General features: G+C 73.8%; 17 protein-coding genes. 12 read left to right on the plus strand and 5 right to left on the minus strand.

Features of this window, described 5'->3' with window-relative positions; all coding sequences use genetic code 11:
* The first annotated feature begins 1 nt into the window (after window position 1).
* Window positions 2–1,810, plus strand: a complete 1,809-nt coding sequence (locus ACFY3U_RS00295; RefSeq protein ID WP_387194059.1) for a hypothetical protein — start codon at window positions 2–4, stop codon at window positions 1,808–1,810.
* Window positions 1,811–1,859: 49 nt separating this feature from the next.
* On the opposite strand, the gene ACFY3U_RS00300 is transcribed toward ACFY3U_RS00295, so the two are convergent.
* Window positions 1,860–3,758, minus strand: coding sequence for a hypothetical protein (locus ACFY3U_RS00300; RefSeq protein WP_387194061.1), 1,899 nt, complete (start codon window positions 3,756–3,758; stop codon window positions 1,860–1,862).
* A gap of 129 nt (window positions 3,759–3,887) precedes the next feature.
* On the opposite strand from ACFY3U_RS00300, the gene ACFY3U_RS00305 reads away from it, so the two are divergent.
* The 6 genes from ACFY3U_RS00305 (at window position 3,888) to ACFY3U_RS00330 (ending at window position 9,951) form a co-directional block, all read left to right on the plus strand.
* Window positions 3,888–5,174, plus strand: a complete 1,287-nt coding sequence (locus ACFY3U_RS00305) for a PQQ-binding-like beta-propeller repeat protein (RefSeq protein WP_387192415.1) — start codon at window positions 3,888–3,890, stop codon at window positions 5,172–5,174.
* A gap of 60 nt (window positions 5,175–5,234) precedes the next feature.
* Complete coding sequence (locus ACFY3U_RS00310) at window positions 5,235–6,515, plus strand: PQQ-binding-like beta-propeller repeat protein (RefSeq protein ID WP_387192418.1); 1,281 nt, start codon at window positions 5,235–5,237, stop codon at window positions 6,513–6,515.
* Between the two features lie 82 nt (window positions 6,516–6,597).
* Window positions 6,598–7,260, plus strand: a complete 663-nt coding sequence (locus ACFY3U_RS00315) for a response regulator transcription factor (protein ID WP_387192421.1) — start codon at window positions 6,598–6,600, stop codon at window positions 7,258–7,260.
* Window positions 7,257–8,423 carry a sensor histidine kinase gene (locus tag ACFY3U_RS00320; protein ID WP_387192424.1) on the plus strand — a complete coding sequence of 389 codons (1,167 nt, stop codon included), beginning with the start codon at window positions 7,257–7,259 and terminating at the stop codon, window positions 8,421–8,423. The genes ACFY3U_RS00315 and ACFY3U_RS00320 overlap by 4 nt, the downstream gene beginning before the upstream one ends.
* An 18-nt stretch (window positions 8,424–8,441) precedes the next feature.
* A complete protein-coding gene (locus tag ACFY3U_RS00325) occupies window positions 8,442–9,356 on the plus strand; it encodes an AEC family transporter (RefSeq protein WP_387192427.1) in 915 nt (304 codons plus the stop codon).
* Window positions 9,357–9,522: 166 nt separating this feature from the next.
* Window positions 9,523–9,951 (plus strand): VOC family protein, encoded by a 429-nt coding sequence (locus tag ACFY3U_RS00330; RefSeq protein WP_387192430.1) that lies wholly within the window; start codon window positions 9,523–9,525, stop codon window positions 9,949–9,951.
* A gap of 207 nt (window positions 9,952–10,158) precedes the next feature.
* Here the strand turns inward: ACFY3U_RS00330 and miaB are convergent, their stop codons facing one another.
* Window positions 10,159–11,664 (minus strand): tRNA (N6-isopentenyl adenosine(37)-C2)-methylthiotransferase MiaB, encoded by a 1,506-nt coding sequence (gene miaB / locus ACFY3U_RS00335; RefSeq protein ID WP_387192433.1) that lies wholly within the window; start codon window positions 11,662–11,664, stop codon window positions 10,159–10,161.
* Window positions 11,665–11,810: 146 nt separating this feature from the next.
* Here miaB and ACFY3U_RS00340 point away from each other — a divergent pair, with 146 nt between their 5' ends.
* Window positions 11,811–12,053, plus strand: a complete 243-nt coding sequence (locus ACFY3U_RS00340; RefSeq protein WP_387192436.1) for a DUF2277 family protein — start codon at window positions 11,811–11,813, stop codon at window positions 12,051–12,053.
* A gap of 113 nt (window positions 12,054–12,166) precedes the next feature.
* Here ACFY3U_RS00340 and ACFY3U_RS00345 read toward each other — a convergent pair whose 3' ends face one another.
* Entirely contained in the window at window positions 12,167–12,646 is a 480-nt protein-coding gene (locus tag ACFY3U_RS00345) for a hypothetical protein (protein WP_387192439.1), read from the minus strand.
* A gap of 215 nt (window positions 12,647–12,861) precedes the next feature.
* Entirely contained in the window at window positions 12,862–13,851 is a 990-nt protein-coding gene (selD, locus tag ACFY3U_RS00350) for a selenide, water dikinase SelD (RefSeq protein ID WP_387192442.1), read from the minus strand.
* 173 nt (window positions 13,852–14,024) lie between these two features.
* Here selD and ACFY3U_RS00355 point away from each other — a divergent pair, with 173 nt between their 5' ends.
* Genes ACFY3U_RS00355 through ACFY3U_RS00370 form a run of 4 tightly spaced genes read left to right on the plus strand, consistent with a single transcriptional unit; the run spans window position 14,025 to window position 17,416 of the window.
* Complete coding sequence (locus ACFY3U_RS00355) at window positions 14,025–14,771, plus strand: amino acid ABC transporter ATP-binding protein (RefSeq protein WP_387192445.1); 747 nt, start codon at window positions 14,025–14,027, stop codon at window positions 14,769–14,771.
* Between the two features lie 57 nt (window positions 14,772–14,828).
* A complete protein-coding gene (locus ACFY3U_RS00360) occupies window positions 14,829–15,707 on the plus strand; it encodes a glutamate ABC transporter substrate-binding protein (protein WP_387192448.1) in 879 nt (292 codons plus the stop codon).
* A 39-nt stretch (window positions 15,708–15,746) separates the two neighbouring features.
* Window positions 15,747–16,454 carry an amino acid ABC transporter permease gene (locus tag ACFY3U_RS00365; protein WP_387192450.1) on the plus strand — a complete coding sequence of 236 codons (708 nt, stop codon included), beginning with the start codon at window positions 15,747–15,749 and terminating at the stop codon, window positions 16,452–16,454.
* Complete coding sequence (locus tag ACFY3U_RS00370) at window positions 16,451–17,416, plus strand: amino acid ABC transporter permease (protein WP_387192453.1); 966 nt, start codon at window positions 16,451–16,453, stop codon at window positions 17,414–17,416. The genes ACFY3U_RS00365 and ACFY3U_RS00370 overlap by 4 nt, the downstream gene beginning before the upstream one ends.
* 53 nt (window positions 17,417–17,469) lie before the next feature.
* Here the strand turns inward: ACFY3U_RS00370 and rny are convergent, their stop codons facing one another.
* The gene (gene rny / locus ACFY3U_RS00375; RefSeq protein WP_387192456.1) at window positions 17,470–19,236 is read right to left on the minus strand and encodes a ribonuclease Y; all 1,767 of its coding nucleotides are present in this window, start codon (window positions 19,234–19,236) and stop codon (window positions 17,470–17,472) included.
* Window positions 19,237–19,979: the final 743 nt, after the last annotated feature.

The following is a 19,979-nucleotide window of genomic DNA, read 5'->3' on the forward strand; positions in this document are numbered from 1 at the left end:
CGTGAACGGCGTACCGGGGCGGCCAGCCGCGCCCGACCCGGCGGCCACGCCCGCGCGATCCCGGCGGTGGCGGTGGACCTCCCGCCGCAAGGACCTGGCGGTGTACGGCGTCTTCCTGCTCGTCGCGCTCTGGGTGACCGGCCCGATCTGGGTCGACCCGGCCGGCCGGGTGGCCTCGCTCTACAGCAGCGACCCGGCGCAGGTGCAGTTCTTCCTGGCCCACTCGGTACGGGTGGTGCTGCACGGGGAGTTCCCGTTCTTCACCGACCGGTTCAACTACCCCGACGGCGTGAACCTGATGGCCAACACGGCGGTGCTGGCGCTGGGGATCCCGATGGTGCCGGTGACCCTGCTCTTCGGGCCGGCGGTGTCGTTCGTGGCGCTGGTCACCCTCGGCCTCGCCGGCACCGCCGCCGCCTGGTACCACGTCTTCTCCCGGCACCTGGTCGGGCGCCGGCTGGCCGCGGCGGTCGGCGGCTGGTTCTGCGGCTTCTCCCCGGCGATGCTGTCGCACGCCAACTGGCACCCGAACATCATCAGCCAGTTCCTGCTGCCGTTCATCGTCTGGCGGGTGCTGGTGCTGACCCGCTCGACCCGACCGGTGCGCGACGGGGTGCTGCTCGCCCTGCTGGTCACCGCGCAGGCGTTCATCAACGAGGAGATCCTGCTGTTCACCGCGCTCGCCTGCGGGGTCTTCCTGACCGCGATGGTGGTGCAACGGCCGGCGCTGTGGGCCCGGGCGTGGCGATCGCTGGCCGTCGGGCTCCCGGTGTGCGCGGTGCTGGCCGGGGCGCTGCTGGCGTACCCGCTCTACGTCCAGTTCGCCGGGCCGATGGCGTACCACGGGCTCAGCGACGCGGTCCGCGACTACGGCAACGACATCGCCGCGTTCTTCGCCCCCGGCTCGCCGACCTTCGGCGGCAACGAGCGGGCCAACGTCAACCTGGCCCCCAACTACTCGGAGGAGAACGCCTTCTTCGGCTGGAGCCTGTCGCTGATCGCCGTCGGCATCGTGCTCTGGCTGCGCCGGGAGGTGATGGTCCGCGCGCTCGCCGCGACCGGGCTGTTCTTCGCGGTGCTCTCCCTCGGCGAGCGGGTCTCCTGGTGGGACCGCGACCTGTTCACCGGCCCGTGGGACCTGCTGGTCCGGCTGCCGCTGCTGGACGCGGTGGTGCCGACCCGGTTCGCCCTGATCACCTCGGTGGTGATCGGGGTGCTGCTGGCGCTGGGCGTGCAGCGGGCCTTCACCCTGAACGGGCCCGAGTGGCGGCACGCCCGGACGGTCGCGGTGGCCGCGATGGTGCTGGCGCTGCTGCCGATCGTGCCGATGCCGCTGAAGGTGACCACCCGACCGCCGGTGCCCGAATTCGTCACCGCCGGCCGGTGGCGGGAGTACGTCGGGCCGGACCAGACGCTGGTGCCGGTGCCCGTGCCGAGCATGGGCAACACCCACGGGATGCGCTGGGCGGCCACCACCAACCTCGACTTCCGGATCCCGGGCGGATACTTCCTCGCCCCGCGCAACGGCAACACCGGCGACCCGGGCCGCTTCGGCGGCCGGCCCAGCGGGATCGGCGACCTGCTCGACGAGGTGGCCACCACCGGGCGTACGCCGAAGCTGAACGACCGGCAGCGCCGCCGCTTCCTGGACGAGCTGCGGCACTGGAACGCGGCCGTGCTGGTGCTGCCGGTCGGTCAGCACAACGCCGAGCCGCTGCGCCGGACGGTGGAGCAGCTGGTCGGCCCCGGCCGCGAGGAGCTGGACGTCTGGGTGTGGGACGTCCGGCGGCTGAGCGCCCGCTCCGCCTGAGCCGCCGCTCGTCCCCGGTCCCGGCCCCTCGGGCCCGCGGCCCGGCCGGTCAACCGACCAGCGGGCGGACGTCCCAGAGCCACACGTCGTCGACCCGGCGGGCCGGGCCGAGCAGGCCGGTCATCAGCTCGCGCAGCACCGCCTCACGGGGGTGCGCGCCGAGCACCACCACCGACGCGTTCCAGTAGCGCAGGTCGGCCACCGCCCGACGGCGGTCCTCGTCGGTCAGCGGCGGCACGGTGCCGGCGTCCATGGTGGCGTAGATCAGCGTGCTGGTCGGCCGGTTCGGCGCGCCGAACACGCCCTCGCCGTCCGCGTTCGGCCCGATGAAGTAGCCGCCCGGGATTGGGAACGCCTGCCCGGTCAGCGCGCTCCAGCGCAGCGTGGACAGGCCGTGCACGTTGCTCGGGACGGGCACCGGCACCAGGGTGCGGCCGGCCGGGACGTACCCCCGCCAGCCGCCCGCGGTGATGAAGTGCGGCGGCGGGTCGACGTGCTGCGCCGGCAGCGGACGGGGGGTCAGCGGCAGCACGGCCAGCGCGATCGCCGCGTAGCCGGCCGGCCGGACCCAGCGCCGCCCGGCGCGGGCCGGACGCCCGTCGGCCGCGCCGGCCGCCGGCCCGCGGTCGGTCGCCGTCGAGGGCGCGTCGTCCGGCGCGGTCCGCGGGGCGGGCACCACGGGCGCCGGCGCGGCGGCCGCGCGGCCGTGCCCGGCCAGCGCGTCCCAGGCCAGCGCCAGCAGTACGCCCACCGCGGCGGCCACCACCAGGGTGAGCCGGGTCGGCATCATCATCTCCACCAGCGGCAGGTCGTCCGGGACGTACGCCCAGGGGCCGGCGATCCCGGTCTCCTCGCCGTCGAAGCGGACCACCGGGCCGATCGCGGCGACCGTGAAGACCAGCACCAGCACGCCGGCGATCCGGGCGGCCAGGCTGCGCCGCCAGAGCAGCACCAGCGCGGCCAGCCCGACCAGCACCAGCGGCCAGCCGAACCAGGTGTTCTGCTCGGTCACCCCGATGGTCTTCTCCACCGCCTCGGTCCCGGCGACGGTGTCCCGGGCGAAGGTGACGAAGGCCATCAGGTCCTCGCCCCAGCTGTGGAACACCCCGCCCTGCAGGCCGCGGTAGGACTGCGGGCCGTCGAACTGGAACCAGATCGGGTAGGCGGTGAGCAGCAGCGCCAGGCCGCCGCCCACCCCGAGCGACGCCAGGAAGCCGCCGGCCCGCCGGCCCGCCGCCCGGGGCCGCTGCGCCGCGTACGCCAGCACCACCACCAGGCAGGCCAGCGCGGTGAGCAGCAGCATCTCCTCGTTGATGAAGACCTGGTACGCCACCAGCAGGCCGAGCACCAGCCCGTCGCGCAGCCACCGGCCCGGCGCGCCCAGCCGCAGCACCCGGGCCACGATCAGCGGCAGCAGGAAGTTGGAGACGAAGTTCGGCTGCCCGTTGGCGTGGTGCACGATGCCCGGTGCGAAGCCCAGGAACGCGCCGCCGACGAACGCCGCCGCCCGCGAGCGCACCACGTGCCGGGAGAGCATCCAGTACGAGGTGGCCGCGGTCGCCGCCAGCGCGCCGCCCAGGTAGAGCGCGTACGTCACCTGCGGGCCGAACAGCCAGGTCACCGGGGCCAGCGGCAGGGTCACCCCGAGCAGCGAGGTGTTGGCCATCATGTTCACCCCGTCCGGCGCGTTCTGCCGGGCGCTGAACAGCGGGTTCTCCAGGTGCCGCAGCGAGTACGCGCCGTGCGAGAAGAGCCACTCGAACCAGCTGTGGTCGGTGGGCAGGTGCGAGGAGACCCGGTGCTGGACGTCCACCCAGTAGTTGAGGCAGACGAAAACGCCCAGCAGCACATAGGCTCCGATGGCCAGCGCGTCGGCCCGCCCGGGGCGCCGTCGGGGTCGCTCCGCGGCGACCGGCTCGACCCGGTCGGGCACGGACGTCTGGTTCAACGAGGGGTCTACCACCGGCACAGCCACGACGCGCCATCGTACAGGCGGTGCCGGGTCGGCCCGGGTGGGCCGCTGAGCGTCCCACTCCGGCGCCCGGGTGGTGGTGGCACGACGGTCGGGGAGGTCGGCGTGACGGTCATCGAGCTGGGCGAGCTGCGCGACGAGGCCGGCCCGGAGCCGCCCCGCCGCGCACCCCGCCCGATCGGCCGCCCGGCCCGGGCCGCGCTGGTGCTGGTGCTCGCCCTGCTGGCGCTGGCCGGGGCGGCCGCGCCGGTCCGCCGGGAGGTGTTCGCGGTGGCCGCCCCGTCGGGCTCGGCCGCCTTCCTGAGCGCCGGCCGGTTGTTCGTGACGGAACCGGCCGGCCCGTCCGCCGGGCGCGCCGCGCGGCTGTCCGCGTACGCCGTGCCGGCCGCCGGTCGCGGCCCGCTCACCCCGCTGTGGCAGGCGCCGATCCCGTTCGCCACCCCGTACGGCGAGGTCGGCGTCCGCGACGGGGTGGTGCTCTTCGTCGGCGGTGCGGACGCCGAGGGGCCCTACCGCACGTACGCGTTCGACCTGGCCACCGGCGAGCGCCGCTGGGAGGAGGACGGGGCGGGGTTCGACGTGCCGGGCGGCCTGCTCATCAGCGAGGGGGAGGAGCCGGCCAGCCGCACGCTCCGCTTCGTCGAGCTGGCCACCGGGCGGGTGCGGTGGACGCTGCCGGTGCCCGGCCCGGTCGGCTACCGCGCGGGCCCCGACGGTGTCGACCGGATCGTCACCACCCCGCCGGGTGGCCCGACCCTGGTCTACGACGCCCGCACCGGTGCCCGGCTGACCGCCGCCCGGATCGACCCCGCCGCCCTGCCCGGGGAGTTGTGGGGTCAGCCGGTGGGCGACCTGCTGCTGCTGTCCCAGGAGAACGCGACCCGGCTCACCGCGTACGGATTGGACCGGCTGGACCGGCGGTGGGAGGCCCGGGTGGGTCGGGTGTGGTACGTCTCCGGCTGCGGGCCGGTGCTCTGCGCGTACCTGCAGCCCGGCGGGATGCGGGGACTCGATCCGGCGACCGGCGCGGTCCGCTGGTCCTCTGCCACCTGGACGGGGACGCTGCTCGAGCGGGGCGGGCGGTTGCTGGTGGCCGACGAGCCGGGGTCGGGTGCCGAGCAGCGGGTGGCGTACCTCGACGCCGCCACCGGCCGGGTGCTCGCCGAGCCCGGCCGGTGGTGGCTGGTCAGCCGGCGGCCGACGGACCGGCGGCTGGTCGCGGTGCGCCGGGCCGACGACGGGCGGGCGGTGGTGGCCGAGCTGGACGTCGCCGCGGCCCGGGCACGCGTCCTCGACGTGTTGTCCGGCGTCGCCGGCGCCTGCGTGGCCGACGGCGACCTGCTGGCCTGCCGGCGGTCGGACGCCGGGTACGGCGTCTGGCGGCTGCGGTGACCACGGCACATCGAGCGGGGGCCCGGGGACGAGAACCCGGGACCGGAGGGACGGGTGGCCATGACGCTGATCGACCTGGGGGACGTGACCGACGGCGCCGAGCCGGCACCGGCCGACCGTCGGCCACCGCCCTCGGTCGGCCGGCCGCTGCGGGCCCTGCTGGTCGGCCTGCTCGCCCTGCTCGCACTGGCGGCCGCGGCGCCCGCGCCGAGCGGCCCGACGCTGCTGTTCTCCCGGGACGACTCCGCGGCGGTTGGATACTCCCTCGGGGACAGCTACCTCCTCGGGGATCTGTTCGTCGTCGTGGAGGGCGGCGAGGGGCCGCTCCGGGTGCGGGGCCTGACCGCGGTGGGGCTCGCCGACGAACGACCCCGCTGGCGGTGGACCCCGCCGGACGGCGGTCAACTCCGCCGGATGGAACCGCGGGGCGACGGCCTGCTGGTCTCCACCGGCGCCGAGGGCGGCGGCGAGGAGACCGTCCTGCTCGATGCGGCCGACGGGCGGGTGCGCTGGCGCGTGCCCGGCACCGTTTCCCTGCCGAGCGGGGATGTCCTGCTGCTGGAGAGCGTGCGATCCGACTCGGTGACCGTACGGGCGGTGGACGGCGCGACCGGCGCGATCCGGTGGACGGCGAGCACCGGCGCCGGGGCAGTCGGCTACGGCACGGCCGGGGACACCGTGACGGCGGTGGTGCTGGTGACCCGGGCCGGCCGGGCCGAGGTACGCGACCCGCACACCGGCGCGGTGCGTACCACCCTGCCGGTGCCGCCGGCCCGAGACGGCCAGGAGACGGCCCGGGTCGCCGGCGACCTGTTGCTGGTCGACGAGGCACCGGACCGGCTCGCCGGCTACGACCTGGTCACCGGCGCCCGGCGCTGGCGGGTGCCGTCCGAGCAGACGGAGCGGATGTTCGCCGGGCCCTGCGCCGACGCGATCTGCCTGTACGGGATCGGTGGCTCCCGGGTGCTCGACCCGGCCACCGGCCGGCCCCGCTGGCCGAGCGACGTCTGGCAGCCGCTGCGGATGCAGGGTGACCGGATGCTCGCGGTGCGGGTGGACCCGGGCGACGAGCGGCTCGGCCTGCTCGACCCGGCGACCGGCCGGGTGATCCTGGACCTGGCCGGCTGGCAGCTCGGCGGCTCGCCGGACGACGGCGCGACGCTGCAGCTCACCCGGCCGGTCTCGGCCGGTCGGCTGCTCCTGGCCGAGCTGGGCACCGACGGGGAGGTGCGACCGCGCGACCTGCTGCCGGAGCGCGCGGAGGGCTGCGGCGGTCGCGATCGCCTGCTGGTCTGCTGGCAGCGCAGCGGTGGGCTGCGGGTGTGGCGGTTGCCCGGCTGATTCCGCCGTCCGGCCGGCCCTGGCCCGTCGCCGGTTTGGCGACCCCGGCTAGGTTGTCGGGCAGGTCGGCGAGGAGGTCGGGATGCGGGTGCTGGTGGTCGAGGACGAGCGGAACCTCGCCGACGCGATCGCGCGCGGACTGCGCAAGCGCGGCATGGCGGTCGACGTGGCGTACGACGGCAACGCCGGTCACGAGGCCGCCTTCGTCACCCGGTACGACGTGCTGGTGCTCGACCGGGACCTGCCCGGCATGCACGGCGACCAGATCTGCGCCGAGCTGGTCGCCTCCGGCACGCTGACCCGGGTGCTGATGCTGACCGCCAGCGACAGCGTGGCCGACCGGGTGGAGGGGCTGGGCCTCGGCGCGGACGACTACCTGCCCAAGCCGTTCGCCTTCGACGAGCTGGTGGCCAGGGTGCAGGCGCTCGGCCGGCGGGCCACCCCGGCCGCGCCGCCGGTGCTGGCCGTCGGTGACGTGGTGCTGGACCCGGCCCGCCGGGTGGTCACCCGCGCCGGCGCGCCGGTCGACCTGACCAACAAGGAGTTCGGCGTGCTCGCCGAGCTGGTCAAGGCGCGCGGCGCGGTGGTCTCCAGCGAGGAGCTGCTGGACCGGGTCTGGGACGCCAACACCGACCCGTTCACCACCATCGTCCGGGTCACCGTGATGACCCTGCGGAAGAAGCTTGGCGACCCGCCGCTGATCGAGACCGTGGTCGGCGCCGGCTACCGCACGGTCAAGCCATGACGGTGCGGCCCACCCTGCGGCTGCGGTTGACGCTGCTCAACGGGGTGTTGCTGATCGGCGCCGGGGCGATCATGGTGGCGCTGGCCTGGTTGCTGGTCCGCGACGCGCTGCGCCCCGCCGACGAGCTGCGCGCCGGCACCACCGTCTCGCTGGCCGACGGGCGGACCCTGGACGCCGCAGCCTGGCAGCGGCAGCTGGTGGACGCGGCGTCGCAGGAGCTGCTGCTGCGGGGGTTGCTCGCGCTGCTGCTGATCAGCGTGGTCGGGGTCGCCGGGGCGTACCTGGTGGCGGGGCGGACGCTACGCCCGCTGCGGCAGGTCACCGCGACCGCGCAGCGGCTCGGCGAGGCCACCCTCGACCAGCGGATCGGCTGGTCCGGCACGGACGACGAGGTGGCCGAGCTGGCGCGGACGTTCGACGCCATGCTGGACCGGATCGCCGCCGCCTTCGAGGCGCAGAAGCGGTTCGTGGCGAACGCGTCGCACGAGCTGCGGACCCCGCTGGCGGTGATGCGTACCGAGATCGACGTGACGCTCAGCGACGACGAGGCGGACGCCGCGGAGTACCGCCGGATGGCCGTCGTGGTGCGGGAGGCGTCCGAGCGGGCCAACGGCCTGGTCGACGCGCTGCTGGTGCTGGCCCGCAGCGAGGCGCAGACCGGCCGGCGGCTGGCCCGCCGGACCGAGTGCGACCTGGCGACCGGCACCGCCAACGCGCTCTCCGCCGTGGCCCGCGAGGTGGAGCGGATCGGGTTGCGGGTGCAGACGGCGCTGAAGCCGGCCCCGGTGATCGGTGACCCGGGGCTGCTGGACCGGCTGGCCGGCAACCTCGTGGAGAACGCCGTCCGCTACAACCACCTGCACGGCCGGATCTGGGTGCGGACCGGCTCGGACGGGCGCAACTCCTGGCTGGTGGTGGGGAACACCGGGTTCGAGGTGGACCAGGCCGACGTGCCCGGGCTGTTCGAGCCGTTCCGCCGAGGCGGCCGGGAGCGCACCGGGGCACGCGGGTCGGGGTTGGGGCTGTCCATCGTCCGGGCGGTCTGCGACGCGCACGGCGGCACCGTGCAGGTGGTGGCCCGGCGCAGCGGCGGTGGCCTGGAGGTCACCGTCACCCTGCCATCGGCCGACGGGGCGGCGCCGGTCCCGGCCGTCCGGCCCTGACCGCGCCGCCCGCGTACGGTGCTCGCCGCCTTCGTGCCCGTCTGGGTGCTCACCGGGCTCGGTTGGCTGCTCGGGCGGCGTCGGCTGCTCGGCCCGGACGCCGAACGGGTGCTCGGCGGGTTCGTGTTCCACCTGGCCATGCCGGCGGCGCTGTTCAGCACCCTGTCCCGTACCCCGCTGGCGGTGCACCCGCGGGCCCTGGGCGCGTTCGCGGTCAGCACCGCCGTCACCATGGCGGCCGGCTTCGCCGTCGGCGCGGCGGCCCGCCGGTCGACCGGCGAGTCGACGATCGCGGCGATGGCCGCCGGGTACGTCAACTCGGCCAACCTCGGCATCCCGGTGGCGTTGCAGGTGCTCGGGGACGCCGCCTTCCTCACCGAGGTGCTGCTGTTCCAGGTGCTGGTGGTGACCCCGGTGATCCTCACGGCGCTGGACCGGGCCGCCGGCCGGCCGCTGCGCCCCGGCCGACTGCTCACGCTGCCGCTGCGCAACCCGGTGATCGCCGGGCCGGCGCTGGGCGCGCTCTGCTCGGGCCTGGGGTGGCGACCACCGGAGGTGGTGGCGGGGCCGCTGGCGCTGCTCGGCGCGGCGGCGGTGCCGACCGCGCTGGTCGCGCTGGGCCTGTCGCTCACCGGCTCCCGGCCGGCGACCGACGACCCGAGCCCCACCCGTGGCCGCGGCGCGGTCGCCGGGTTGAGCGGATTGAAGCTGCTGGCGCAGCCGCTGCTGGCCTGGTCGGTGGGGTCGCTCGCCGGCGTCCGCCCGCCGGTGCTGCTGGCCCTGGTGGTGTGCGCCGCGCTGCCCACCGCGCAGAACACCTACATCTTCGCCCGGGAGTACGGCCGGGGCGCGGCGGTGGCTCGGGAGACGGTGATCGTGACGACCGCGCTGTCGATGGTCACCCTGGCGGTGGTGGGCGCGCTGCTGGGTTGAGATTTCCGGTTGCCGCTCACGGCCGGCGGTGGCAAGATCCTTCGCTGTCAGCCCGAGCGATGGAGAGGGGGTGCGGTCGATGTTCGCCTTGACCCGTTTCGCGCCCCGCCCCGCCCGCTGACCTCTCATCCTCGCGGGGCGCGTCCATCCTTCGTGGAGGAACACCGTGAGCGCACGTATCCACAACGTCGGCTTCGACTGCCGGGACACCTACGCCCTGGCCGGCTTCTGGGCCCAGGTCCTCGACTGCTCCCGTGAGCCCGACGACTTCCCCGGCGACCCGGAGGCTCTGCTGCGGCCGCCCGGCGGTCCGGAGATCATCTTCCTGGCGGTGCCGGAGGAGAAGACGATCAAGAACCGCCTGCACCTCGACCTGGAGCCCGCCGACCGGACCCGGGACGAGGAGGTCGAACGCCTGCTCGGCATCGGCGCGGTGCAGGTCGACGACCGGCGCCGGCCCGACGGCACCGGCTGGGTGGTGCTGGCCGACCCGGAGGGCAACGAGTTCTGCGTACTGCGCAGCGCCGCCGAGCGGGCCGCCACCACGCCGCCCGCGGCCACGGCGGAGCCGGCCGGCGCGGCGGACGAGGGCTGACCCGGGCCGGGGCCCGGCCCCCCCGGGGGGGGGGGGGGGGGGGCCCCCCCCGCCGCCGGGGGGGGGGGGGGGGGGGCGGGGGGGGGGGCGGCGGGGGCGCCCCCCCGCCCGGGGGGGGGGCGCCCCGGGCCCCCCCCGCCCCGGGCCCCCCACCCCGCCCCCCCCCCGCCCCCCCGGGGGGGGCCCCGGCCCCGCGACCGTCCGGGTTCAGTGCGCGGCGCAGCCGCCGGTCGCCGCGGGCACCGCGGCCGGGGCCCCGACCGTGGGCAGCCCGAGCAACACCCCGGGGGTACGCGGGGAGCGGCCCGCCTCGGCCGCGTCACCGGCCCGGGTACGCCGGTGCGACAGCGGCTCGCCGTCGGCGTTGAGGTGGTGCGGGGCGGCGTACGTGACGGTGGTGTGCACGATGTCGCCCGGCCGGATCGCCCCGGCGAACGACCCGGCGTCGCTGTGCTGGCCGTTCGCTCCCGTCGCGAAGTGGACCAGCCGGCCGTCGCGGGCGCGGCCGGACATCCGGCCGGTGCGCTCGTCCTTGCGCCCCTCGCCGATGGCGACCAGCACCTCGACGGGCTGGCCGACCAGCTTCTTGTTCTCCGCCCAGGTGATCTCCTCGACGCAGGCGATCAGCCGGTCGTAACGCTCCTGCACGACCTGCTTGGGCAGCTGGTCGTCCATGGTGGCGGCCGGGGTGCCGGGGCGCTTGGAGTACTGGAAGGTGAACGCCGAGGAGAACCGGGACTCGCGGACCACGTCCAGGGTGCGCTGGAAGTCGGCCTCGGTCTCGCCGGGGAAGCCGACGATGATGTCGGTGGTGATCGCGGCGTCCGGCATGGCCGCGCGGACCTTATCGATGATGCCGAGGTACTTCTCCGACCGGTACGACCGCCGCATCGCGCGCAGCACGTCGTCCGAGCCGGACTGCAGCGGCATGTGCAGCGAGTGGCAGACGTTCGGCGTCTCGGCCATCGCGGCGATCACGTCGTCGGTGAAGTCCTTCGGGTGCGGGCTGGTGAACCGCACCCGCTCCAGCCCGTCGATGTCCCCGCAGGCGCGCAGCAGCTTGCCGAACGCGTACCGGTCGCCGAACTCGACCCCGTAGGAGTTGACGTTCTGCCCGAGCAGGGTCACCTCCAGCACGCCCTCGTCGACCAGGGCGCGCACCTCGGAGAGGATGTCGCCGGGGCGGCGGTCCTTCTCCTTGCCGCGCAGCGACGGGACGATGCAGAAGGTGCAGGTGTTGTTGCAGCCCACCGAGATCGACACCCAGCCCGCGTACGTCGACTCGCGCCGGGTGGGCAGGGTGGAGGGGAAGACGTCCAGCGACTCGAGGATCTCCACCTCGGCGGCGGCGTTGTGCCGGGCCCGCTCCAGCAGCACCGGCAGCGAGCCGATGTTGTGGGTGCCGAACACCACGTCCACCCAGGGCGCCTTGCGGACGATCTCGCCGCGGTCCTTCTGGGCCAGGCAGCCGCCCACGGCGATCTGCATGTCGGGGCGCTGGTTCTTGGTCGGGCGCAGCCGGCCGAGGTTGCCGTAGAGCCGGTTGTCGGCGTTCTCCCGGACCGCGCAGGTGTTGAACACCACCACGTCCGGGTCGTCGTCGAGCCCGGCCGCGCGCACGTAGCCGGCCTGCTCCAGCAGGCCGGAGATGCGCTCGGAGTCGTGCACGTTCATCTGGCAGCCGTACGTCACGACGTTGTAGGTCCTAGCCACCTGCTCGGCGCCCCTTTCCTCGGGGTACCAGGGTAGCGGCCCGGCGAGCGCCCACCTCCTCGCGTCGGCACCGATCGGGCGGGACAATGGGCGGGACCCGCTCATCGCCCGGCCGGACCGGCCGCACGAGCCGCAGGAGGACAGCCATGTGCCGGAGCATCAAGACGCTGCGTGAGCCGTACGTTCCCGAGGTGTCCCCGGCGGACATCGACGCCGCGGCGCTGCAGTACGTCCGCAAGATCTCCGGGTTCCGGGCACCCGCCGCGCACAACGCGGCGGCCTTCGACGCGGCGGTGGCGGCGGTGTCGGCCGCCACCGCGACCCTGCTCGACCAGCTGGTGGTCCGGGGTGGTCAGCCGGCGGGGAGTCGGGGCTCCGCACCGGCCTGACCGTCGACCGGGCCGGCGGACGGCCGGCGCCCGGTGGTACGGGCCGGAGTCGACCCGTACCCGCGGGATGCGGTCGAGCGCGCGGGGCGGCCGGCGCGACCCCGCGGCTGCGGTCAGGCCGCGGCCAGGGCCGGGTTCACCGAATCCGGCGCCCAGCGCGAGCGGTGGCAGCGGGACCAGCCCCGACAGCCGGGGTGCGCCTCGGTGCACAGCCGCCGGTTGCTGAGGATCTCGCCGTCGTCGGTCTCGGTGACGTCGAAGTGCACCGGGCGGATGGTGCCGTCCGGGCCCACCAGCAGGTGCCGGCCGGCGTCCAGGGTGTCGTCGGTGAGCAGGCAGTCCCGGCCGAGCAGCCGGGCCAGCGCCGCGACGCTGGTGCGTTCGTCGAGCCGGTCCGGCACGCCGTAGCAGTCGACCATCGTGCCGAACTCGCCCGGCGCCTCCCACACGTCGCAGATCACCGCGTACGTGGGCAGCCGCGTCGGGTCGGCCACGGCCAGCGGCATCACCACCCGGCCGAGCGCCTCGGCCAGCGCCGGGTAGACCTCCACCGGGGCCACCCGGTCGATTCTCCAGTTCCACAGCTCGGTCACGCCGCCTCCTCGCTGCGTTCGTCCCACCGGCCTCCGGATCGGGCCTTACTGACGATGGTGGGGGGCATATGACCGCAGCCGGGGGCAAGTTACCGGTCTGTGACCATTCCGGGCAAAATTTCCCTGAGCATCGTTGCTCCGAGTAGCGGAAAGATGACAGTTTATCGGGTACGGTGCCCGTTCGCGCGGCTCCCACGCCGGGCGTGCGGCGCGTCTCAGCGCAGCACGACCATCGATCCCCCGCGGGGCACCAGCTCACCGATCACGGTGCCGCCGGGCACCTCGCCGGCGACCAGCAGCCCGCCCGAGGTCTGCGCGTCGGCCAGCAGCAGCCGCTCGGCCTCGTCGTACGACCCGAAGTCGGTCCACGGCGTCACCCAGTCGAGGTTGCGGCGGGTGCCGCCGCTGACGTACCCGTCCCGCACCGCCTCCCGCGCGCCGGCCAGGTACGGCACCTTGGCCGGGTCGATCGCCACCGTCAGCCGACTGGCCCGGGCCAGCTTGCTGGCGTGCCCGAGCAGCCCGAAACCGGTCACGTCGGTGCCGCAGCGGATGCCCGCGGCGACCGCCGCCCGGGCCGCGTCCCGGTTCAACGCGGTCATCGACGCGACCGCCTCGGCGAACACCTCACCGGTGGCCTTGTGCCGGGTGTTCAGCACCCCAACGCCCAGCGGCTTGGTCAGCGACAGCGGCAGACCGGCCCGCCCGGCGTCCAGGGTGATCAGCTCGTCCGGCCGGACCACGCCGGTGACCGCCAGGCCGTACTTCGGCCCGTCGTCGTCGACGCTGTGCCCGCCGGCCAGGTGACAGCCGGCCTCGCGGGCCACGTCCTGGCCGCCGCGCAGCACCTCCCGGGCCAGCTCCAACGGGAGCGTCTCGCGCGGCCAGCAGAGCAGGTTCAGCGCGACCAGCGGGGTGCCGCCCATCGCGTACACGTCGGAGAGCGCGTTGGCGGCGGCGATCCGGCCCCAGTCGTACGGGTCGTCGACCACCGGGGTGAAGAAGTCGGCGGTGGTGACCAGGCCGGTCCGCTCGTCCAGCCGGACCACCGCGGCGTCGTCGCCGTGCTCCAGCCCGACCAGCAGGTCGGCGTTGCCGGTCGCCGGGCCGAGCCCGGCGACCATCGCCTCCAGCTCGCCGGGCGGGATCTTGCAGGCGCAGCCGCCGCCGCGGCCGTGCTCGGTCAGCCGGAACCGGTCGCTCATCCCCTCATGATCTCCGCCCACCGGCGCGGCTGCCACTCGGGCGCCGACCGGGGACCGGTGTTACCGCTCCGTGACCATCTGACTTGCGTTCCGCCACGGGACCCCGCCTACAGTGGCCCACAACCGAGGGTCGACCACCCCGGCTCGCCAACGACGACAGGGACGGTGTGCACGTGACGAAGGGCGAACCGCTCATCGTGCTGGACGGGGTCAACAAGTGGTTCGGCCCGCTGCACGTGCTCGACGACGTGTCCCTCTCCGTCGGCAAGGGCGAGGTCGTGGTCGTGATCGGCCCGTCGGGCTCCGGCAAGTCGACGCTCTGCCGGGCGATCAACCGGCTCGAGCCGATCAACTCCGGCACCATCACCTTCGACGGCGAGCCGCTGCCGGCCGAGGGCAAGGCCCTGGCCAAGCTGCGCAGCGAGGTCGGCATGGTCTTCCAGTCGTTCAACCTCTTCGCGCACAAGACCATCCTGGAGAACGTCACCCTCGGGCCGATCAAGGTCCGCAAGGAGAAGCCGGCCGCCGCCCGGGAGCGCGGCCTGGCCCTGCTCGACCGGGTGGGTATCGCCAACCAGGCCGACAAGTTCCCGGCGCAGCTCTCCGGCGGCCAGCAGCAGCGGGCCGCGATCGCCCGCGCGCTGGCCATGCAGCCCAAGGCGATGCTCTTCGACGAGCCGACCAGCGCGCTCGACCCGGAGATGGTCGGCGAGGTGCTGGACGTGATGACGTCGCTGGCCAGTGAGGGCATGACGATGGTGGTGGTGACCCACGAGATGGGCTTCGCCCGGCACGCCGCCAACCGGGTCATCTTCATGGCCGACGGGCAGCTCGTCGAGGACGCCCCGCCGACCGAGTTCTTCGCGAACCCGCGCAGCGAGCGGGCCCGGGACTTCCTCTCCAAGATCCTCACGCACTAGGCGTCCGAAGTGGAGCGTGCCGGCTCCGGTGGGTTCCGACCGAAGAAGGAGATCAGTATGGGTATGAAGCGCATGGCGGCAGTCGCCGCGGCGGCCACCCTGGCGCTCGGCCTCGCCGCCTGTGGCGGCGACGACGCCGAGGAGGGCACCGGCGCCGGCAGCAAGTCCTTCGCCGCCGGCAGCACCATGGAGCGGCTGAACAAGGCCCAGGCGATCAAGGTCGGCACCAAGTTCGACCAGCCCGGCTTCGGCCAGAAGGGCCTCTCGGGCAAGCCGGAGGGCTTCGACGTCGAGATCGCGAAGATCATCGTCAAGGAGCTCGGCATCCCCGAGGACAAGATCGAGTACGTCGAGACCCCGTCGAAGGTCCGCGAGGACAAGATCATCGACGGCAGCGTCGACCTGGTCGCGGCGACGTACACGATCAACGACAAGCGCAAGGAGCGGATCGCCTTCGCGGGGCCGTACTACGAGGCCGGCCAGAACATCCTGGTGAAGAAGGACGACACCGCGATCACCGGGCCGGACTCGTTCAAGGACGGCACCAAGAAGGTCTGCTCGGTCACCGGCTCCACCCCGGCCGAGAACATCAAGAAGTCCGTCAAGGACGTCGGCTCCCAGCTGGTGCTCTTCGACACGTACGACAAGTGCCGCGACGCCCTGAAGAACGGGCAGGTCGACGCCGTCACCACGGACAACGTGATCCTGCTCGGCTTCATCGCCAAGGACGAGAACGCGTTCAAGCTGGCCGGCGACAACTTCACCAAGGAGCCGTACGGCATCGGCGTGAAGAAGGACGACACCGCGTTCCGCACCTTCATCAACGACACGCTGGAGAAGGCCATGCAGGACGGGCGCTGGAAGAAGGCGTGGGACGACACCGCCGGCAAGTTCGGCGCCGAGCTCGGCAACGCGCCGACCATCAACCGCTACTGATCTGTCCTTGATCTGGAGGGTGGGGAGGACGACCGACCCGTGAACGTGCTCATCGACAAGTTCGACGTCTTTGCGGGTGGTTTCTGGCTCACCCTCCAGATCTGCGTGCTCGCCGCGATCGGCGCCCTGATCCTGGGCGCCGTCGTGGCGGTGCTCCGCATCTCGCCGGTGCCGCCGCTGCGCGCCGTCGGCACCGGCTACGTGAACGTCTTCCGCAACATGCCGCTGACCGTGGTGATGTTCTTCGCCGCCTTCGGCCTGCCGGCGCTCGGCTCCAACGCCGACTTCCTCCGCATCCCCGGGGTGGACGCGCTGTTCAAGCGGCTCGGCACCGACCTGCCGTACTTCCGGTTCGCGCTGATCGCGCTGGTGCTCTACACCGCCGCGTTCGTCTGCGAGGCGCTGCGCTCCGGGGTGAACGCGGTGCCGGCGGGCCAGGCCGAGGCCGCCCGCTCGCTCGGCCTCACCTTCGGGCAGAACCTGCGGTACGTGGTCCTGCCACAGTCGTGGAAGGCCTCGATCGTGCCGCTCGGCTCGGTGATCATCGCGATGATCAAGAACTCGGCGCTGGTCGGCTTCTTCGGGGTCGTCGGTGACCTGTCGGCCACCGCTGACCAGCTCACCGGGGCCGAGGGGTACGCCTTCATCCCGGTCGCCATCGGCATCTCGATCGGCTACCTGATCATGACGGTGCCGCTCGGCGCCCTGCTCGACCGGATCGAGAAGCGACAGGCGGTGGCCCGATGAGCCAGCAGAGCGTCCTGTACGACGTCCCCGGCCCCCGTCAGCGCCGGGTCACCCTGATCGCCAGCGTGGTGGCCGCGGCGCTGCTGCTCGTCGCGGCGTACTTCCTGATCTACCGGCCGCTGGACGCCAAGGGCCAGTTCTCGATGGAGCTGTGGGGGCCGCTGGTCGACCCCTCCAACGAGAACTTCGCCCAGGTCTGGCAGCGCATCGGCCTCGGCTTCCGGCACACCCTCACCGCCGCCGCGCTGGCCATCGTCTCCTCGCTGGTGATCGGCACCCTGCTCGCCGTGCTGCGGATCCAGCTCAAGAGCCTGACCCGCCGCCGGTTCACCGGCCTGGCCACCCCGCTGGCGTACCTGCTGCGCGGGCTGAACGTCGCGCTCTCCGCGATCACCCGGGTGTGCGTGGAGGTGTTCCGCGGCCTGCCCGTGGTCATCACCATCTTCTTCGTGGCCCGCGGCTTCCCCGAGTTCGGCGTCTCGATGGACGCCCTCTGGTACCTGGTCATCGGCCTGACCATCTACAACAGCGTGGTCATCGCCGAGATCCTCCGCTCCGGCATGGAGGGGCTGCCCGGCGGGCAGGCCGAGGCGGCCGCCGCGATCGGCCTCTCCCCCGCCCAGACCACCCGGATGATCCTGCTGCCGCAGGCCTTCCGGATCATGCTGCCGGCGCTGATCAGCCAGCTGGTGGTGGTGCTCAAGGACACCTCGCTGGGCTTCATCATCAGCTACGAGGAGACCCTGAACATCGGCAAGCAGATCATCGGCGTGCTGGAGAACCCGATCCAGGTGTACGTGGTGATCGCGGTGATGTTCATCGCGGTCAACTACACGCTGTCGAAGCTGGCCCAGTACGTCCAGCGCCGACTGTCCCGCGGCCGCAAGAGCGCCAACACCCCCGCCCAGAACCCACCGCCCGCGGCCGTCATGTCGCAGGCCGAGGGCGCGGGCGGCAACTGACGCCGACGTTCACGAAAGGGCCGGTCCTCTCGGACCGGCCCTTTCGTTACCCGTCAGCGGGCGATCTCGGTGACCCGGGACTCGCGGACCACGGTCACCCGGATCTGACCCGGGTAGGTCAGCTCCTCCTCGATCTGCTTGGCCACGTCCCGGGCCAGCACCGCCGCGCCGATGTCGTCCACGTCGTCCGGCTTGACCATCACCCGGATCTCCCGGCCCGCCTGCATGGCGAAGACCTTCTCCACGCCGAGCTTGCCGGCCGCGATCTCCTCGATCCGCTCCAGCCGCTTGACGTACGCCTCAAGGCTCTCCCGCCGCGCCCCCGGCCGCCCGCCCGAGCAGGCGTCGGAGGCCTGGGTGAGCACGGCCTCGATGGTCTGCGGCGGCACCTCGTTGTGGTGCGCCTCGATCGCGTGCACCACGTCCTCGCTCTCGCCGTACCGGCGGGCCAGGTCGGCGCCGATGATCGCGTGGCTGCCCTCGACCTCGTGGGTGAGCGCCTTGCCGATGTCGTGCAGGAACGCCGAGCGCTTGATGGTGGGCACGTCCAACCGCAGCTCGGCGGCCATGATGCCGGCGATGTGCGCGGTCTCCACCAGGTGCTTGAGCACGTTCTGCCCGTACGACGTGCGGTAGCGCAGCCGGCCCAGCAGGGCGACCAGCTCGGGGTGGATCTCGGTGATGCCCACCTCGACCAGGGCGTCCTCGGCGGCCCGGTGGCAGAGCTCCTCGACCTCGTGCCGGGCCAGGTCGTAGACCTCCTCGATCCGGTGCGGATGGATCCGCCCGTCCAGGACCAGCTTCTCCAGGGTGACCCGGCCGACCTCCCGGCGGACCGGGTCGAAGCAGGACAGCAGCACCGCCTCCGGGGTGTCGTCGATGATCAGGTTGACCCCGGTCACCGACTCGAAGGCGCGGATGTTGCGCCCCTCCCGACCGATGATCCGGCCCTTCATCTCGTCCCCGGGCAGGTGCAGGACGCTGACCACGCTCTCCGCGGTCTGCTCGCTCGCGACCCGCTGGATCGCGTCCACCACGATGTGCCGAGCGCGCTGGTCCGCGGTGGTGCGGGCGTCGGCCTCGATGTCCCGGACCAGCAGGGCGGCCTCCCGCTTCGCCTGGGTCTCGATCGCCTCGATCAGCTCGGCCCGGGCGCTGTCGGCGGTCAGGCCGGCGATCCGTTCCAGCTCGCGGCGGCGACGCTCCTCGGCGAGGGTCAGCTCGGCCTCCCGCTCGGCCAGCGCCGCCTCCCGCTCGGACAGGGCGGCGCTGGCGGCGGTGAGCTGCCGCTCGCGCTCGGCGAGGCGCTCCACCTCCTCGGTGTGCAGCCGCTCCCGCTCGTCCATCCGGGCCGCCCGGCGCTCCACCTCGGCGGCCTGCTCCCGGGTGGTCGCGGCAAGCACCGCCACCTCCCGCTCACCGCTGCGCCGGGCCGCCGTACGCAGCTGCTCCGCGTCGTCCTCGGCCTGCTTGTGGGCGCGCTCCAGCACCGTGTCGGCCTCGGCGCGGGCGTCGTCGAGCACGCGGCGGGCCTCGGCCCGGGCCGCCTTCGCCTCGGCCTTGGCGGCGGCCGCCTCGGCCCGGGCGGCGGAGGCCGCCGACTTCGCCACGTCGATGGTGCTGTTGACCTCGTCGGCGGCGTTGCGCAGCGCGGCGAGGGACTGCTCCTGGCGGTCCTTCTCGGCGATGAACGCCGGGTCCTCCGGGGCCGGGGCGGCACCGATTCGGCGCAGCGCGCGCACCCCGAACAGCACCGCGCCCACCACGACCACCACGAGGATGAGGACCACCACCACCAGCAGCACGTCGAACGCGTTCATGCCCGCACTCCGGGATCCGCGACCAGACGTCCGCGACCGACCCGCCAGCCGGGGGCCGCGAGCCGCGCGCCGTCTCCGGGCCACCGGGCCGCGAGCCGCGCGCCATCTCCGGGCCACCGGGCCCCGAGCCGCGCGCCATCTCCGGGCCACCGACCGACGGACGCGGGCTGCCGCGGGTCGGGGGCGCAGTGCCGCCCGCCGCCGCCCCCTGGGGACCATCGGTCCCTGTGCCGCGCCACCATGGCCGCCTCCCCCTGAACGTCGACACCGCAGGGGACCGTGCCGCGGGCACGAACCTCTGCGGCTCTGGACGCCCGACCGAGCGGCTGGCCGTTTGGGTGTAGCTCTCCGTCGGCGGTGCCCGCAGGCACCGTCGACAGCCGGGTGCAGTTGTCGGCCGACCCCGGACAGGGTGTCCGGAGCTGCCGTCAAAGGCCGGTGGAGCTGGCCAAAAGTGATGCTGTTCTGTTACGCGATCTATGTTGTGCGCTTAGCCTGCGCTGGTCGGGCAACGTGAGCCTGTATGGCGAGGCTAGGTCGCCGAAGGCCGTTCGGTCAACTACTCATGATCAAACCCCCCGACGGAGCGAAGTCGAGCCGCTACCAAGGGTCAACAGCATGCCGGACACGAAAGGACAAACATCACGGAATCACGGGCCGGATTCGCCTTCCGCCCCTGCTCAACCCGCCCCGCCCGCTCCTGTCGTCGGTCCCCGGGCCGGCCAGGTGCCCCAACCCCTGAG

This window comes from Micromonospora sp. NPDC000089 (assembly GCF_042899365.1).
Taxonomy (GTDB): domain Bacteria; phylum Actinomycetota; class Actinomycetes; order Mycobacteriales; family Micromonosporaceae; genus Micromonospora.